Origin of the sequence: Photorhabdus kleinii (genome assembly GCF_025384885.1) — a bacterium.
In the GTDB taxonomy this organism is placed as follows: domain Bacteria; phylum Pseudomonadota; class Gammaproteobacteria; order Enterobacterales; family Enterobacteriaceae; genus Photorhabdus; species Photorhabdus kayaii.
The window spans coordinates 1-16,595 of record NZ_JAJAFY010000048.1 but is presented as its reverse complement, the minus strand read 5'-3'; the positions used below and the strand labels follow the sequence as shown (position 1 = coordinate 16,595).

15 protein-coding genes are annotated in these 16,595 nt (G+C 42.4%); 8 read left to right on the top strand and 7 right to left on the bottom strand.

Going from position 1 to position 16,595, the window contains the following annotated elements:
- The first annotated feature begins 3 nt into the window (after positions 1–3).
- The 6 genes from lpxA to tilS all read left to right on the top strand — a co-directional run bounded on the left by lpxA (position 4) and on the right by tilS (position 8,623).
- The gene (lpxA, locus tag LG003_RS18370; RefSeq protein WP_112879152.1) at positions 4–792 is read left to right on the top strand and encodes an acyl-ACP--UDP-N-acetylglucosamine O-acyltransferase; all 789 of its coding nucleotides are present in this window, start codon (positions 4–6) and stop codon (positions 790–792) included.
- 4 nt (positions 793–796) lie between these two features.
- Positions 797–1,981: a lipid-A-disaccharide synthase gene (lpxB, locus tag LG003_RS18365; protein ID WP_262981337.1), complete on the top strand. Its 1,185-nt coding sequence runs from the start codon at positions 797–799 to the stop codon at positions 1,979–1,981.
- Positions 1,978–2,571 (top strand): ribonuclease HII, encoded by a 594-nt coding sequence (rnhB, locus tag LG003_RS18360; RefSeq protein ID WP_112879154.1) that lies wholly within the window; start codon positions 1,978–1,980, stop codon positions 2,569–2,571. Before lpxB ends, rnhB begins: the two co-directional genes overlap by 4 nt.
- 53 nt (positions 2,572–2,624) lie before the next feature.
- Complete coding sequence (dnaE, locus tag LG003_RS18355; RefSeq protein ID WP_112879155.1) at positions 2,625–6,107, top strand: DNA polymerase III subunit alpha; 3,483 nt, start codon at positions 2,625–2,627, stop codon at positions 6,105–6,107.
- A gap of 13 nt (positions 6,108–6,120) precedes the next feature.
- Positions 6,121–7,080, top strand: a complete 960-nt coding sequence (accA, locus tag LG003_RS18350) for an acetyl-CoA carboxylase carboxyl transferase subunit alpha (protein ID WP_112879156.1) — start codon at positions 6,121–6,123, stop codon at positions 7,078–7,080.
- A 214-nt stretch (positions 7,081–7,294) separates the two neighbouring features.
- Complete coding sequence (tilS, locus tag LG003_RS18345) at positions 7,295–8,623, top strand: tRNA lysidine(34) synthetase TilS (RefSeq protein ID WP_112879157.1); 1,329 nt, start codon at positions 7,295–7,297, stop codon at positions 8,621–8,623.
- A gap of 32 nt (positions 8,624–8,655) precedes the next feature.
- Here tilS and rof read toward each other — a convergent pair whose 3' ends face one another.
- On the bottom strand, positions 8,656–8,922 hold the full coding sequence (gene rof / locus LG003_RS18340; protein ID WP_112879158.1) for a Rho-binding antiterminator: 267 nt from the start codon (positions 8,920–8,922) through the stop codon (positions 8,656–8,658).
- Between the two features lie 334 nt (positions 8,923–9,256).
- Here rof and nlpE point away from each other — a divergent pair, with 334 nt between their 5' ends.
- Complete coding sequence (nlpE, locus tag LG003_RS18335; protein ID WP_112879159.1) at positions 9,257–9,922, top strand: envelope stress response activation lipoprotein NlpE; 666 nt, start codon at positions 9,257–9,259, stop codon at positions 9,920–9,922.
- 107 nt (positions 9,923–10,029) lie between these two features.
- Here nlpE and proS read toward each other — a convergent pair whose 3' ends face one another.
- From proS to metN, 6 genes are all read right to left on the bottom strand, one after another.
- Positions 10,030–11,748, bottom strand: a complete 1,719-nt coding sequence (gene proS, locus LG003_RS18330) for a proline--tRNA ligase (protein WP_112879160.1) — start codon at positions 11,746–11,748, stop codon at positions 10,030–10,032.
- A 125-nt stretch (positions 11,749–11,873) separates the two neighbouring features.
- A complete protein-coding gene (gene tsaA, locus LG003_RS18325) occupies positions 11,874–12,581 on the bottom strand; it encodes a tRNA (N6-threonylcarbamoyladenosine(37)-N6)-methyltransferase TrmO (RefSeq protein WP_112879161.1) in 708 nt (235 codons plus the stop codon).
- Complete coding sequence (rcsF, locus tag LG003_RS18320; protein WP_112879162.1) at positions 12,578–12,976, bottom strand: Rcs stress response system protein RcsF; 399 nt, start codon at positions 12,974–12,976, stop codon at positions 12,578–12,580. Before rcsF ends, tsaA begins: the two co-directional genes overlap by 4 nt.
- A gap of 142 nt (positions 12,977–13,118) precedes the next feature.
- A complete protein-coding gene (locus LG003_RS18315; RefSeq protein ID WP_262981336.1) occupies positions 13,119–13,934 on the bottom strand; it encodes a MetQ/NlpA family lipoprotein in 816 nt (271 codons plus the stop codon).
- A 65-nt stretch (positions 13,935–13,999) separates the two neighbouring features.
- Positions 14,000–14,653 carry a methionine ABC transporter permease MetI gene (locus LG003_RS18310; protein ID WP_112879164.1) on the bottom strand — a complete coding sequence of 218 codons (654 nt, stop codon included), beginning with the start codon at positions 14,651–14,653 and terminating at the stop codon, positions 14,000–14,002.
- Entirely contained in the window at positions 14,646–15,677 is a 1,032-nt protein-coding gene (gene metN, locus LG003_RS18305; protein ID WP_262981335.1) for a methionine ABC transporter ATP-binding protein MetN, read from the bottom strand. The genes LG003_RS18310 and metN overlap by 8 nt, the downstream gene beginning before the upstream one ends.
- Before the next feature lie 195 nt (positions 15,678–15,872).
- Between metN and gmhB the strand changes: the two genes are divergently transcribed.
- The gene (gene gmhB, locus LG003_RS18300; protein ID WP_112879168.1) at positions 15,873–16,439 is read left to right on the top strand and encodes a D-glycero-beta-D-manno-heptose 1,7-bisphosphate 7-phosphatase; all 567 of its coding nucleotides are present in this window, start codon (positions 15,873–15,875) and stop codon (positions 16,437–16,439) included.
- The last annotated feature ends 156 nt before the right edge of the window (positions 16,440–16,595 follow it).

Below are 16,595 nucleotides of genomic sequence, written 5' to 3'. Positions count from 1 at the left end.
CCCATGATTGATGAAACCGCTTATATACATCCTAGCGCTATTGTAGAAGATGGTGCGGTTATTGGTGCCAATGTTCGTATTGGGCCGTTTTGTTGTATTGGTTCTCAGGTTGAAATTGGCGAAAGTACAGAGCTGAAGTCTCATGTTGTTGTCAATGGAATAACCAAAATCGGCCGTGATAACCAGATTTTTCAGTTTGCTTCTATTGGCGAAATGAATCAGGACCTGAAATATCACGGTGAACCAACCCGAGTTGAAATTGGTGATCGTAACCGTATCCGCGAAAGTGTCACCATTCATCGTGGCACTGTGCAGGGTGGCGGTGTAACGAAAATCGGTAATGATAATTTGTTGATGATTAATGCCCATATTGCTCATGACTGTATTGTCGGTGATCGTTGTGTCATTGCTAATAATGGTACTTTGGGGGGGCATGTTATCCTGGGTGATTATGTCATCATTGGTGGTATGAGTGCGATTCATCAGTTTTGTCAGATTGGCTCTCATGCTATGGTGGGCGGGTGTTCCGGCGTGGTACAGGATATTCCGCCATACGTTATTGCTCAGGGGAATCATGCAACACCTTTTGGCACTAATGTTGAAGGCCTGAAACGCCGTGGTTTTGATAAAGATTCATTGAATGCAATTAGAAATGCGTACAAGATTTTGTATCGTAACGGAAAAACGTTAGAAGAAGCACAACAAGAAATTGCTGAGCTGGCTGAAAATAATCAGCATGTAAAAATCTTCAGCGATTTTCTGGCAAATTCTACCCGTGGCATTGTCCGTTAAGTAGATGAAGGATACCCCTTTGGCTACCATTTCTTCTATTGATAGTCTGCGTCCGTTGACTATTGGATTAATCGCCGGAGAAACCTCCGGTGATATCCTTGGAGCAGGTTTAATTCGTGCATTAAAAGCTAAAGTACCTAATGCCCGTTTTGTTGGTGTGGCAGGCCCTCTTATGCAGGCTGAAGGTTGTGAAGCTTGGTATGAGATGGAAGAGCTAGCAGTAATGGGGGTTGTCGAAGTTCTCGAACGTTTGCCTCGTTTACTGAAAATACGTAAGGATCTGGCAACCCGTTTCACGGAACTAAAACCTGATGTGTTTGTGGGCATTGATGCGCCGGATTTCAATATTACTCTAGAAGGTCGGTTAAAACAGCGGGGCATCCGCACCATTCATTATGTTAGTCCGTCGGTATGGGCTTGGCGGCAGAAACGTGTTTTCAAAATTGGTAAAGCCACAGATATGGTTCTGGCTTTCTTACCTTTTGAAAAAGCGTTTTACGATAAGTTTAATGTTCCGTGCCGGTTTATTGGACATACCATGGCGGATGCTATGCCATTGCAACCCAATAAAGTGACGGCACGTGAGCTATTAGGTATTCTGCCAGAGTTTATTTGCTTGGCTTTATTGCCGGGGAGTCGCCATTCTGAGGTTGAGATGCTGAGTGCGGATTTTCTTAAAACTGCTCAGTTATTGAAGCGAAACATACCTGATCTGCATGTATTTGTGCCGTTGGTGAATGCTAAACGGCGTGAACAATTTGAGCGCATTAAGCAAGAAGTTGCGCCAGAGCTGAATGTTCATCTTGTGGATGGCAAAGCGAGAGAAATCATGATCGCAAGTGATGCTGCACTTTTGGCCTCAGGTACTGCTGCTCTGGAATGTATGTTGGCAAAATGTCCAATGGTAGTTGGTTATCGGATGAAGCCATTGACTTTCTGGTTGGCAAAACGCCTGGTAAAAACGCCTTATGTTTCATTGCCTAACTTATTATCCGGTGAAGAGTTAGTTAAAGAATTATTGCAGGAAAAATGTCAGCCGCAAAAACTGGCAGATGAGTTGTTGCCGTTACTACAAGGCAGTGAAAAAGTTGAAGCATTGAAACAGACATTTTTACATTTGCATGAAAGCATTCGTTGTAATGCTGACGAACAGGCAGCACAAGCCGTGTTGGAATTGGCAGGAAAATGATGGAATTTATATATCCTCAGGCAAGTTTGATTGCTGGAGTTGATGAAGTTGGTCGAGGTCCATTAGTGGGGGCGGTTGTGACTGCGGCTGTTATTTTAGATCCATTACAGCCGATAGTTGGTTTGGCTGATTCTAAAAAACTTAGTGAAAAACGCCGCGAGGCACTGTATCTGGAGATCACAGAAAAAGCATTGTGCTGGAGCTTGGGGCGTGCAGAACCGGCAGAAATTGATCAATTGAATATCCTGCATGCAACTATGCTTGCGATGCAAAGGGCTGTGGCTAATTTGCCTATTTCTCCTGAATATGTGCTGATTGATGGTAACCGTTGCCCTAAATTGCCTATGCCGGCACAAGCGGTGATAAAAGGCGATGGACTGGTTGCTGAAATCAGTGCCGCTTCTATTGTGGCGAAAGTTACCAGAGATCGGGAAATGGCTGAACTTGATCAACTGTTTCCCGAATATGGATTTGCTAAGCATAAAGGCTACCCGACGGCATTTCATTTAGAAAAGTTGGTTCGGTTGGGAGCGACAGAACATCATCGTAAAAGTTTTGCGCCGGTTAAGAGAGCAATTGGCCTTAAATAAACTTGTTGACTGAATATAGCTATTCTTCAAATTAATATCATCTGGATAAATATATGGCCGAACCCCGTTTTGTGCACTTACGTGTTCACAGCGACTATTCAATGATTGATGGCTTAGCCAAAACCAGCCCTTTAGTGAAAAAGGTTGCGCAATTAGGTATGCCGGCTTTTGCGATCACTGATTTTACTAATTTGTGTGGACTGGTGAGATTTTACGGCAGTGCTCATGGAGCAGGAATAAAACCGATTATTGGTGCTGATTTTTATGTAGAAAGTGAACTGCTTGGTGATGAGCACGCTAGCCTGACCATTCTTGCGCGCAATAATACGGGTTACCATAACCTGACATTGCTGATATCAGAGGCTTATCAGAAGGGATATGGTGCGATTGGTCCGACAATTAAACAGGAATGGCTGATAAACCATAAAGAAGGGCTAATTCTGCTCTCCGGTGGTCGTATGGGGGATGTGGGTAAATTCCTGTTACGTGGTAATCAGGCTATGGTGGACCAATGCCTTGAGTTTTATCAGGAACATTTTCCCGGCTGTTATTATTTGGAGCTGATTCGTACTGGCCGTGCAGATGAAGAAAGTTATCTTCATGCGGCGGTTGCATTGGCAACGGAAAAAAGCCTGCCTGTTGTTGCAACTAATGAGGTTTGTTTCATTGATAGCGAAGATTTCGATGCTCATGAGATTCGCGTAGCGATTCATGATGGCTATACCTTGGCTGACCCTAAACGTCCGAAAAATTACAGTCCTCAGCAATATCTGCGTAGTGAACAGGAAATGTGTGAGCTATTCGCTGATATTCCTGAAGCGCTGGAAAACAGTGTAGAAATTGCTAAGCGTTGTAATGTCACTATTCGCCTTGGTGAATATTTCCTGCCGCAATTCCCTACGGGAGAAATGAGTACTGAAGATTATCTGATAGATAGATCTAAACAAGGGTTGGAAGAACGTTTAGCATTTCTCTATCCGGATCCTAAAGTACGCGCAGAAAAACGTCCTGAATATGATGAGAGACTCGATATTGAACTTCGGGTTATCAACCAGATGGGATTCCCGGGCTACTTCCTGATCGTGATGGAATTCATTCAGTGGTCGAAAGACAACGGTGTTCCTGTTGGTCCAGGGCGTGGTTCGGGAGCAGGTTCTCTGGTGGCTTATGCCCTAAAAATAACCGATCTCGATCCTTTGGAATTTGATCTGCTATTTGAACGATTCCTTAACCCTGAACGTGTTTCCATGCCCGATTTTGACGTCGATTTTTGTATGGAAAAACGCGATCTAGTGATTGATCATGTGGCTGATATGTATGGTCGTAATGCCGTATCTCAGATCATTACATTCGGTACAATGGCAGCGAAAGCGGTAATTCGGGATGTTGGCCGTGTGCTAGGGCATCCATACGGATTTGTTGATAGGATTTCCAAATTGATACCGCTTGATCCCGGTATGACGTTGGAGAAAGCATTTGCCGCGGAGCCACAACTTCCTGAAATCTATGAAGCGGATGAGGAAGTTAAAGCACTGATAGATATGGCGCGTAAATTGGAAGGTGTCACTCGTAATGCAGGGAAACATGCGGGTGGGGTAGTTATCGCCCCAACTAAGATCACCGATTTTTCGCCTCTCTATTGTGACCCGGAAGGTTTGAACCCGGTTACTCAGTTTGATAAAAACGATGTGGAATATGCAGGGTTGGTGAAATTTGACTTCCTCGGACTGAGGACACTGACCATTATCAACTGGGCATTGGAGATGATCAACGCGCGTAGAGCGAAGAAAGGTCTAGAGCCGATTGATATTGCAGCGATTCCGCTGAACGATGCTAAAAGCTTTGATATGTTGCAACGCGCTGAAACAACAGCGGTATTTCAGCTTGAATCCCGTGGTATGAAGGATCTGATTAAACGTCTGCGTCCCGACTGCTTCGAAGATATGATCGCACTTGTCGCTTTATTCCGTCCAGGTCCCTTGCAATCAGGCATGGTGGATAATTTCATTGATCGCAAACATGGCCGGGAAGAGCTCTCATACCCAGATATACAGTGGCAGCACGAATCTTTACAGCCTGTGTTGGAGCCAACTTACGGCATCATCCTTTATCAAGAACAAGTGATGCAGATTGCTCAGGTGCTGGCGGGATATACTCTCGGTGGTGCAGATATGCTCCGACGGGCGATGGGTAAGAAAAAGCCGGAGGAGATGGCTAAGCAGCGTTCTGTCTTTGAAGAAGGTGCAAAGAAACTGGGTGTTAATGGCGAACTGGCAATGAAAATCTTTGACCTAGTAGAGAAGTTTGCCGGTTATGGATTTAACAAATCTCACTCTGCTGCGTATGCCTTGGTTTCTTACCAGACTTTATGGTTGAAAGCGCATTACCCGGCTGAATTCATGGCTGCGGTGATGACTGCTGATATGGATAATACAGAAAAAGTCGTTGGGTTGATTGATGAATGCTGGCGCATGGGGCTGAAAATCTTACCACCTGATATTAATAGTGGTTTGTATCATTTCCACGTTAATGATGATGGGGAGATCGTATATGGAATCGGCGCAATTAAAGGGGTAGGTGAAGGGCCGATTGAAGCGATCATCGAAGCTCGTCAGAAAGATGGTTATTTTAGAGAACTGTTTGATTTATGTGCCCGCGTTGACACCAAGAAGTTAAATCGCCGAGTGATGGAAAAACTGATCATGTCAGGGGCATTTGACCGTTTAGGGCCGCACCGTGCAGCACTGATGTCCTCGTTGGAAGATGCGCTAAAAGCGGCAGATCAACATGCTAAAGCAGAAGCTACTGGTCAGACTGATATGTTTGGTGTATTAGCTGAAGCGCCAGAAGAAGTGGAACGCTCTTATGCCAATATTTCTCAATGGCCGGAACAGATTGTTCTTGATGGTGAACGGGAAACACTGGGTCTCTATTTAACTGGGCATCCTATCACCCGTTATTTAAAAGAAATTGAGCGCTATACTAGTGGATTGAGGTTAAAAGATGTGAATCCAACCCCGCGCGGTCAAGTAACGACTGTGATAGGTTTGGTGTTAGCATCCAAAGTGATTATAACCAAACGAGGTAACCGGATTGGTATTTGTACTTTAGATGATCGTTCAGGACGTCTAGAAGTTATGTTATTTTCCGATGCCTTGGAGAAATATCGGCATTTGCTAGAACAAGACCGGATATTAATCGTTACAGGTCAGGTCAGCTTTGATGATTTCAATGGCGGTCTTAAAATGACAGCCCGTGAATTAATGGATATTAGTGAAGCGCGTGAAAAATATGCGCGTGGGCTTGCTATCTCGCTGTCAGACAGGCAAATTGATGATCAATTGTTGAGCCGTCTTCGTAGTGCATTGGAACCACATCGTTCGGGAACGATACCGGTTCATCTTTATTACCAGAGGGAAGACGCCCGCGCCCGTTTAAGATTTGGCGCGACGTGGAGGGTAACGCCAACGGATAACCTTCTGACAGATTTGCGAACTCTGCTGGGTAATGAGCAGGTAGAATTAGAATTTGACTAAAATTAGGAATGTTATGAGTCTGAATTTTCTTGAATTTGAACAGCCGATTGCCGAGCTGGAAGCGAAAATTGATTCGCTAACCGCAGTTAGCCGTCAAGGTGAAAAATTAGATATAAATCTGGATGAAGAAATACAACGTTTGCGGGAAAAAAGTCTGGAATTGACTCGCAAAATTTTTTCAGATTTAGGTGCCTGGCAAATTGCTCAGCTTGCTCGTCACCCACGTCGTCCTTATACGTTGGACTATGTTCAGCATATTTTTACTGATTTTGACGAGCTTGCTGGTGATCGTGCTTATGCTGATGACAAAGCAATTGTAGGTGGTCTGGCTCGTATTGATGGACGTCCAGTGATGGTGATTGGTCACCAAAAAGGCCGTGAAACCAAAGAAAAAATTCGCCGTAATTTCGGTATGCCAGCGCCAGAAGGTTATCGTAAGGCTTTGCGCCTGATGGAAATGGCCGAGCGTTTTAAACTGCCAATTATTACTTTCATTGATACTCCTGGTGCATATCCAGGGGTTGGTGCAGAAGAGCGTGGTCAATCTGAGGCGATAGCTCGCAACTTGCGTGAAATGTCCCGTCTGTCTGTGCCTGTTATTTGTACTGTGATTGGTGAAGGTGGCTCTGGTGGAGCACTGGCGATTGGTGTTGGTGATAAAGTGAATATGTTGCAATATAGTACTTATTCTGTTATCTCCCCAGAAGGTTGTGCCTCAATTTTGTGGAAAAGCGCGGAAAAAGCACCTTTGGCGGCAGAAGCAATGGGGATAACTGCACCTCGTTTGAAAGAACTGGAATTGATCGATTCTGTGATTTCAGAGCCATTAGGTGGCGCTCATCGTGACTATGAAGCAATATCCACGTCGTTGAAAGCTCAGTTGTTGATTGACCTGGCAGAGCTTGATCATTTGACATCTGAAGAGTTAATCAATCGCCGATATCAGCGTTTGATGCAATATGGTTATTGTTGATATCTGAACTCATTGTTTGAATGGAGGGATGGAAATGATTGTAACTGATAAATTTCAGCTACTTCCATCCCCTACTGTTTCTGCTTTCTTTATTTATTTTGTATTTTTAATGAAAGTGACGGAAAACCTTATTAACGGGTAGTGATCTTAAACTGAATAAAATAGGCGATAACAAATTCATATTATTGCACATTAGAGAACGCTTGAATCTGTAATGACAAACATTAATGAGAGACTATTTGTCACTTTGGCTAAACAGCTTGGTGAATATAAGAAAATCCTGGTTGGATTCAGTGGTGGGTTAGATTCCTCGGTTTTGCTTCATTTGTTGGTTAATTGGCGTAATCAACATAATCAGGAAATTCAACTAAGGGCAATACATATTCACCACGGTTTAAACCTAAAAGCAGATCAGTGGATTGAACATTGTCAGCTGATCTGTGATGACTGGCAAGTGGAGTTTCATTCTGCAAGAGTAACGATAGATGCTCGTCAAAAGGGGATTGAGGCTGCTGCTCGTGATGCTCGATATCAGGTATTCAAGCGCGAATTACAAAAAGACGAAGTTTTGGTAACAGCTCAACATCTTGATGATCAGGCGGAAACTTTTTTACTGGCATTAAAGCGAGGTAGTGGTCCGGCAGGTCTTGCTTCTATGCCTTCAATCGCTGTATTTGCTGATACATTATTGTTACGTCCATTACTTGACTATAGCCGGAATGAATTGGAAATGTATGCCAGTAAACATCGTCTGGATTGGATTGAAGACGACAGTAATCAAGATGATCGTTATGACAGAAATTTTCTGCGCTTACATATTATGCCGTTACTAAATCAACGTTGGCCGCATTTCCCTCAAGTTGCTGCTCGTAGTGCAAGTTTATGTGGTGAACAAGAACAGCTTCTAGATGAATTACTGAATGAGTCTTTGAAAGAGCTGATAACCCAAGATGGTGCTTTGGGTATTTCGTCTTTGGCTGTATGTTCAGAAGCCAAACGAAATGCTTTGTTACGCCGTTGGTTTGGTTACCATGAAATGAAAATGCCTTCACGAGAGCAGCTTAACCGGCTTTGGTATGAGGTGGCTCTGGCTCGTACTGATGCTGAGCCTCGGCTACAATTTGGTAAATATGATGTACGCCGTTATAAGCAAAAACTCTGGTTGGTTCCTCAGTGGCAATCTTTGAGAGAGACTATTCTTGAGTGGGATATTTGCAATACTTTGGTATTACCTGATCGCTTAGGAGAATTGAATATTTCTGATTGTGGTATTCAAGTAAGGGCCCCGGCTGATAATGAACGAGTGACTATTCGCTTTGGTGTCCAGGGAATGATAAGTATTGTGGGGCGTCAACACTCCCGGCATAGTAAAAAATTGTGGCAAGAGCTTGGGGTTGCTCCGTGGCTTAGAGAGCGAATTCCATTGCTTTATTACAACGAACAATTGATAGCGGCGTTAGGTATTTTTGTTACCAAGGAAAGTGAAGCGGTAGAAGGAAGAGAGATGTTAACAATTAACTGGCATAAAACGCTGTTAAAATAAAAAGTTAAGCCGCCAAAGGCGGCTGTTTTCTATCAAGATTCAGAGTGTTCAATAATAATAGTGCCAATTTTAGGGTGACTGAAACTAGCAATATGATCTAACCGCAATTCACGGGGTTTACCTTCTGTTTCAATTATCAAGTATTCAACTTTTTTTCTTAAAACCAAATCACAGGCTTTTCCTTCAATAACTTCCCCACCCCGCAACTTTATGTGGAGGTGGAGCTGATGTTGGCAAGTTGACTCAAGATTGTCGTAGTCGTCACAGTTAATTGGTTGATATTCAGTATTTATAGACATATTCGCTCACCACTATGGTTAGTGGCGGTTATTGCCGCCCGTGGTTGTTAAAAATTGTAACTCAAAAGCACTATTAATGACTATAGCACAGGAAATCAATCGTGATTAATGAATAACTTTGGTTATTCATTCTGAACAGTAAGTAAATAAAAGTCTTATTTCACAGCAAGTTCCTGACAGAAGTATTAAAATCGGCCCACATTATTTTGCTATTATTGAGTAACATCCTTAAGAAGGACAGTATTTACGCTATTAAGCTTGAATAATCGCTATGTTCCTTGTGTTACTTATAAGATGAGAATTATAGAACTCACTATACTGTGTGGAGATAAATGTGAATAAAAAACTTTTGACAGCGTTAGTTGCTGTGGGCGTATCTGCTTTGATGGGATGTAAAGGTAACTCAGCACAGCAAATGAGTTCACAGCCAGTAGATCAGACTTTTCATGGTGCTCTTCCTTGCGCTGATTGTTCTGGTATTGATACCACACTGTTATTGGATAATGACGGTACTTATATTCTGGAACAAACTTATATTGGCGCTCGTGATGGTGACCAGTCGTTCTTTGAATCCGGTCTATGGGCTAAAGATGGAGAGAAAATTCGCCTGACAAAATCAGACGACCAGAAATCTTATTATCTGTTGAAAGGTGAAAACTTGGTAATGCTGGATATTGAAGGCAATAAAATTGAATCATCATTCAATTATGAACTGCAACGGGTAAAACCGAAGAAACTGGCGGGTGAATACAGTTATATGGCTGATGCTGCTTTGTTTACAGATTGTAGTACAGGTAAGCGGTATGCTGTAACGGAAAGTCTGGATTTGGAGCAAGGCTATCATCAAGTCGGTGTGGAAGGTGGAACGCCGGTTTATGTTGAAGTTGAAGGCTATTACAGCGTCCGTCCTTCAATGGAAGATGGGCAATTTGATCCTGCCCTGATTCAGACGGGTAAAATCCATTTCGATAAATCGAAATCTTGTAATATGAAGAAATAATTTTAGCTTCAGTATGAATGGTGATAATGGGCTAAGAAGCGTAAAATCCTCTGTTGCGACATGACCATTATCACCATACTATTCAATAAGTGACTGAAAAATCCTAATTAACAACCAAGTTGTTGCTTCAGGTAATCAACAACATCGTCTAGTTTCAGCATCTGTTTTTCATCATCGCGGCGATGTTTATATTCTACTTCGCCATTATCAAGATTACGGTCACCAATAACGACAGTGTGTGGTACACCGATAAGCTCCATATCGGCAAACATCACGCCTGGGCGTTCCTTGCGATCATCAAAAATAACATCAATACCGCTAGCGCGTAGATCGGCATACAGTTTCTCTGCAACTTCTTTAACACGGTATGACTTGTGCATATTCATTGGCAAAATAGCAACTTGGAATGGTGCAATTGCATCAGGCCAGATGATACCGCTGTCATCGTGATTTTGTTCAATCGCTGCGGCGACAATACGAGTGACGCCAATACCATAACAGCCCATAGTGACTATCTGATTGTGGCCGTCTTCGCCTTGAACAGTCGCTTTCATGGCATCAGAATATTTGGTGCCAAGCTGGAAGATATGGCCCACTTCAATACCACGTTTGATGAGCAATGTACCTTTACCATCCGGGCTGGCATCACCTTCAACAACATTACGGATATCAGCAACTTCTGGTACCGGTAGATCGCGTTCCCAGTTGATACCGAAATAGTGTTTGTCATCGATATTGGCACCTGCGCCAAAATCACTCATCACTGCCACACTGCGATCAATAATAACGGGTATTGGCAGATTGACAGGTCCCAATGAACCTGGGCCTGCACCAACAATTGAGCGAATTTCTTCTTCGGTGGCAAAAGCCAGTGGGCTGGCAACTAGAGATAATTTCTCTGCTTTGATTTCATTAAGTTCATGGTCGCCGCGAACCAGTAAGGCGATCAATTTATGACTTGTTCCTTCTGCTGCGTGAACCATCAGGGTTTTAACTGTTTTCTCAATTGGCAGATTGAATTGCTCAACCAGTTCAGCAATTGTTTTTGCGTTTGGAGTATCTACCAGATGCATCTCTTTTGTTGGTACTGCGCGATCATGAGCGGGGGCAACAGCTTCAGCTAATTCAATATTGGCTGCGTAATTGGATTCAGTGGAGAAGACGATATCATCTTCTCCACTGGCTGCCAGAACCTGAAATTCATGAGAAGCACTACCACCGATGGAACCGGTATCAGCCAGAACAGCACGAAAATCCAAACCTATACGGGTAAAAATTTTGCTGTAGGCTTCATACATGTTGTCATAAGTTTCTTGTAATGATGCTTGGGTAGCATGGAAAGAGTAAGCATCTTTCATTAGGAATTCACGGGAGCGCATCACGCCAAAACGAGGGCGAACTTCATCGCGAAATTTAGTCTGGATCTGGAATAGAGTCAGGGGTAACTGCTTATATGAGCTGACTTCATTGCGGATCAGATCAGTGATGACCTCTTCATGAGTTGGACCTAGTACAAAAGGACGATCACCTCGGTCAACAAAACGCAGTAACTCTGGACCATATTGTTCCCAGCGGCCACTTTCTTGCCATAGATCTGCCGGTTGTACGACAGGCATAGATATTTCAATCGCTCCGGTATTGTTCATCTCTTCTCGAACAATTTTTTCGACTTTTTTGAGTACACGGATACCTGTAGGCATCCAATTGTACAGACCTGAAGCGAGCTTACGGATCATGCCCGCACGAAGCATCAGCTTATGGCTGACAACCTCCGCATCGGCAGGAGTCTCTTTTAATGTAGAGAGCAGATATTGGCTAGTACGCATTGTTAGGTTCCATTAGAGCAGCAAATTGCTTCTGACTGGCAGAAATTTGCCAGCCAATAAAAAAACGAAAATAAGCCTTTAGTCTACCAGTGAGTTTAAGATGCCAAAAGGGTATATGCTGATTTTTAATGGGGATCTATAGAGACCACTTCGGTCAATGTGCCACATATTTTCCAGCGCACATTAAAATCCAGTAAATGAGCAGCATACTCCCGATTTTCCTGTTCTCTTCTCCGGTAAGCAGGACGAGGATCCTGGGCTAAAACTTGACTGATAAAACGGCGTAAATTTGGATAAATATTTTGAATTGAGATTAGCTGTTGCTCAGCGGTAGGCGAAAATACCACTTCCATATCGGTAGAAGGGGCTTGCTGCGCAAAACCCGCCATTGCATGAGGCTGACATTCAGCGAAAGGTAGATAAGGCTTAATATCGATAACAGGCGTACCATCAATTAAATCCAGGCTACCCAGTTCCAGAGTAACTCGACCTTTCCTGTATTCGATCCCTCTAAGTTCAATCAGAGACATGCCAATTGGATTAGGCCGAAAAGTCGAGCGGGTTGCGAATACGCCCATTTTTGCATTGCCACCTAAACGAGGAGGACGCACCATTGGCTTCCAGCCGCCTTCTATTGTTTGATGGAAGATGAAAATAACCCACAGATGACTAAATTGTTCCAGACCACGAACTGCATCCGGTTGATTATAGGGAGGAAGAAGTACCAGTTTCCCTCCACCATCTTCAATAAGACCTGGTTGGCGGGGAACGGCAAATTTTTCTTTATAAGGGGAGTGGATAACCCCTATCTGCGTGAAATGGAAATCGGTCATTGGGTGATAAGCAGGGCTGAGCCTTCACATATTGCTATCTGGTAGCATCCTTGGCCTGATAATATTTCGCATTGATGCAATAAAACAGCGTTAGCATTCAAATAAGCTGCTTTGGTTATCATCTGGTTGCGAGCCACGGTGATATTTGCTGGTGGATCCTGTAAGGAACTACGACACGATTGACCAGAAACAATCCCTAAATCTTTAAATAAGACACCTAATAATTCTTCACTCTTGGTATATAACTTTACGGATGAAGAGAAATGTTTTTTCTCTCCGGTTGATAGTTTTGTGTGCCTCATATCTGATAACTGGGAAGAGTCAGGAAATGTTGTTTGTTGTACTGAACATCCAGTTATGGACAGTGCTAGTAAAGAGGCAAGTAGCCTACGCATGATAGATCCTCGAATTTTTACTGTTAGAGTTAAGCGAATCGATCAGGTTAACAAAAAATACCGAAAACATGATGCCATAATAAATCAGGCGGACAACCTGTCCGCCTGATTATTCTAATATCGATGAACGTAATATGAAAGATTACCAACCTTTCACAGCGCCACCATTAAAGATCTTATTGGCAGCTTCATCAACTTCGTCTGATTGATATGCCTTAACGAATTTCTTAACATTTTCAGCATCTTTATTATCTTCTCTACTAACCAGTAGGTTTACATAGGGAGAATCTTTATCTTCAACAAATAAACCATCTTTTGCTGGAGTCAGACCAATCTGGCTTGCATAGGTTGTATTAATGATTGCCAGAGCAATTTTTTGATCATCCAGTGAACGTGGCAATTGTGGTGCTTCCAATTCGACTAGTTTTAAATTCTTAGGATTTTCAACAACGTCTAGAACCGTTGGTAATAAGCCTATGCCATCTTTCAATTTAATTAAACCTTGTTTCTGCAACAGTAATAAAGAGCGGCCTAAGTTCGTTGGATCGTTTGGTAACGCAATTTGGGAACCATCCTGCAATTCATCCAGAGATTTAATTTTTTTGGAATAACCCGCAATTGGATAAACAAAAGAGTTGCCAACTGTGACCATCTTATAACCACGATCTTTGATTTGCTGATCCATATAGGGTTTGTGCTGGTATGCATTCAGATCAATATCGCCTTTGCTCAGTGCTTCGTTTGGCAATACAAAATCATTAAAGGTTACCAGTTCTACATCAAGACCATATTTATCTTTAGCGACTTTTTTTGCAATTTCAGCCACTTCCTGTTCTGCACCAACGATAACGCCTACTTTAATATGGTTTGGATCTTGTTTTTCTTGCCCGCAGCCAGACAGAATTAATGAGCCTAAAAGAGCGCTGATAGTTGCGATGGTTTTTAATTTAACAGACATACTTTACCCCTATAGAATACTGATTTATTAGCACCGACACAGGTACTGCTATTAAAATAATCTTGTTATTTACGTGTTGTGGCCTTAACTAAATGGTCACCACTTAATTGAATTAAATAAACTAAAATAACCAGTAACACTAATACGGTATTCATTACTGTTGCATTATAGCCGATATATCCGTATTGGTAACCAATCTGGCCTAATCCGCCTGCACCTACAGCACCTCCCATTGCAGAATAACCGACTAAAGTTATGAGGGTAATTGTGGCTGCATTGAGCAAACCAGGTAATGCTTCAGGTAACAGAATTTTCTTTATAATCTGGAATGGGGTTGCTCCCATGGCTCTAGCAGCTTCAATTAGTCCCGATGGAATTTCTAATAAAGCATTTTCCACCATACGAGCAATAAATGGTGCAGCACCTATGGTTAATGGGACAATGGCAGCCTGTAAACCGATCGATGTTCCCACAATTAGCCTGGTAAAAGGAATCATCCACACCAGTAAAATAATAAATGGGATAGAACGGAAAATATTAACTACCGCTGAAAGAAAACGATAGAGTTTACTATTTTCCATAATTTGATCGGGACGGGTGACATATAGCAATACACCTATCGGCAGCCCGATAATGAAGCCAAAGAAACCAGAAACAAAAGTCATTACTAGAGTTTCCCAGACGCCTTTAGCCAGTAATAAAATCATTCCTTCAGACATAACCAAGAACCTCTACTTTCACATGATGATCTTGTAAAAATTTAATCGTTGACTCAACGCCACCATTTTCACCGTGTAATTCTGCTAACATCACACCAAATTTTACGCCACCGGCATAGTCGATTTGAGAACTTAATATATTCATATCAATATCAAAACGACGTACCGCCATTGAAATCAGTGGGGCATCTACAGATTGACCGGTGAACTCTAATTTCAATAATGGACTAAGATTTGGTGCTGGGTGGCTTTGCATTTTTTGTACATAATCTTCGGGGACATCCAGATGCAAAGTTGACTGAATAAATGCCTGAGCGATAGGTGTCTTGGGATGAGAGAATACTTCACTAACAATGTCTTGTTCAATCAGTTGTCCGCCACTGATAACGGCTACTTGGTCACAAATACGTTTGACGACATCCATTTCATGTGTAATTAACAGAATAGTTAGCCCCAAACGGCGATTAATATCTTTCAATAATTCTAGAATAGAACGAGTTGTTGCAGGATCTAGAGCGCTGGTTGCTTCATCACATAAAAGTACTTTAGGTGAATTAGCTAGGGCACGGGCAATAGCAACACGTTGCTTCTGTCCGCCAGAGAGATTTGCTGGATAGGCATCATGCTTATCTTTAAGACCAACAAGCTCTAATAACTCGTCTACCCGTTTTTTGATTTCGGCCTTTGGAATGTTATCCAATTCCAAAGGTAAAGCTATGTTGCCAAACACTGTTCTTGAAGACAGCAAATTGAAGTGCTGGAAAATCATGCCGATACGACGACGTGCACGAGTTAAATCACTATCAGACAAGATAGTTAAATCCTGACCATTAACCAATACTTGCCCGGAAGTTGGACGCTCAAGCATATTTACACAGCGAATTAGTGTACTTTTACCTGCGCCGGATGAGCCAATAACACCGTAAATTTGCCCTTGCGGAACATGCAGGCTGATATCTGAAAGCGCGTTAATAGAACGGGCACCCTGCTGGAATATTTTATTGATATGTAACAGTTTTATCATTTTTATTCTTATTTATTTTTATAAAAATTTTGAAAATTGATAGCTTGAACATTTTTGAGAAAGCAAACCACCTGTTAAATAGGATGTTAAGGTGTCTAGACGTCTAAGTCAACTATGAATAAATTAATTGCTGCATTCTCATTCATGGCTAAATCGTGCGATACTGGGGGCTTCTTGCATTTTTGGAGCAATCGGGTGACACAAGGTATTCCTGCCGTATTTTTAGATCGTGACGGAACAATAAATATCGATCATGGTTATGTACATGAAATAGATGATTTTCAATTTATCGATGGTGTCATTGAAGCCATGATTGAATTGAAAAAGATGGGGTATGCACTGGTGTTAGTCACAAACCAGTCAGGTATTGCCCGTGGAATTTTCGATGAAGAGCAGTTTTTGCAACTGACGGAATGGATGGATTGGTCGCTAGCAGACCGTGGTGTGGATTTGGATGGCATCTATTATTGCCCTCATCACCCAGATGCAACTGAAGAGCAATATAAGAAGAGTTGTGACTGCCGTAAACCGCAGCCGGGTATGTTGCTGGATGCGCAGAGGGAGCTTGGTATCGATATGACAGCTTCTTTTATGATTGGTGACAAACTCGAAGATATGCAAGTCGCGACGCTGGCAAAAATTGGCACTAAGGTATTAGTTCGTACAGGTAAACCCGTTAACACTGAAGCTGAACAAGCGGCTAATTTGATAATAAATAGTCTTGCAGACTTACCTAAAGCAATTAAAGGCATCAAAAAATAGGTTTTTTGTTCTTTATATCATCATTTTGTTGAAAAAATCCGCAAATAAAAGTTTTTTTCAAATAAACGCTTGCCAGCGCCAAAGAACGCCCTATAATGCGCCACCACTGACCGACACAACGCTGATAAACATTGTGAGGTCGGGCAGAGGAAGCGA

Coding starts and splice junctions, on each gene's coding strand:
- dnaE (WP_112879155.1), top strand. CDS start 2,625: ATGGCCGAACCCCGTTTTGTGCACTTACGTGTTCACAGCGACTATTCA.
- rnhB (WP_112879154.1), top strand. CDS start 1,978: ATGATGGAATTTATATATCCTCAGGCAAGTTTGATTGCTGGAGTTGAT.
- lpxB (WP_262981337.1), top strand. CDS start 797: ATGAAGGATACCCCTTTGGCTACCATTTCTTCTATTGATAGTCTGCGT.
- proS (WP_112879160.1), bottom strand. CDS start 11,748: ATGCGTACTAGCCAATATCTGCTCTCTACATTAAAAGAGACTCCTGCC.
- rof (WP_112879158.1), bottom strand. CDS start 8,922: ATGTCTATAAATACTGAATATCAACCAATTAACTGTGACGACTACGAC.
- accA (WP_112879156.1), top strand. CDS start 6,121: ATGAGTCTGAATTTTCTTGAATTTGAACAGCCGATTGCCGAGCTGGAA.
- tsaA (WP_112879161.1), bottom strand. CDS start 12,581: ATGACCGATTTCCATTTCACGCAGATAGGGGTTATCCACTCCCCTTAT.
- LG003_RS18310 (WP_112879164.1), bottom strand. CDS start 14,653: ATGTCTGAAGGAATGATTTTATTACTGGCTAAAGGCGTCTGGGAAACT.
- rcsF (WP_112879162.1), bottom strand. CDS start 12,976: ATGCGTAGGCTACTTGCCTCTTTACTAGCACTGTCCATAACTGGATGT.
- metN (WP_262981335.1), bottom strand. CDS start 15,677: ATGATAAAACTGTTACATATCAATAAAATATTCCAGCAGGGTGCCCGT.
- tilS (WP_112879157.1), top strand. CDS start 7,295: ATGACAAACATTAATGAGAGACTATTTGTCACTTTGGCTAAACAGCTT.
- lpxA (WP_112879152.1), top strand. CDS start 4: ATGATTGATGAAACCGCTTATATACATCCTAGCGCTATTGTAGAAGAT.
- LG003_RS18315 (WP_262981336.1), bottom strand. CDS start 13,934: ATGTCTGTTAAATTAAAAACCATCGCAACTATCAGCGCTCTTTTAGGC.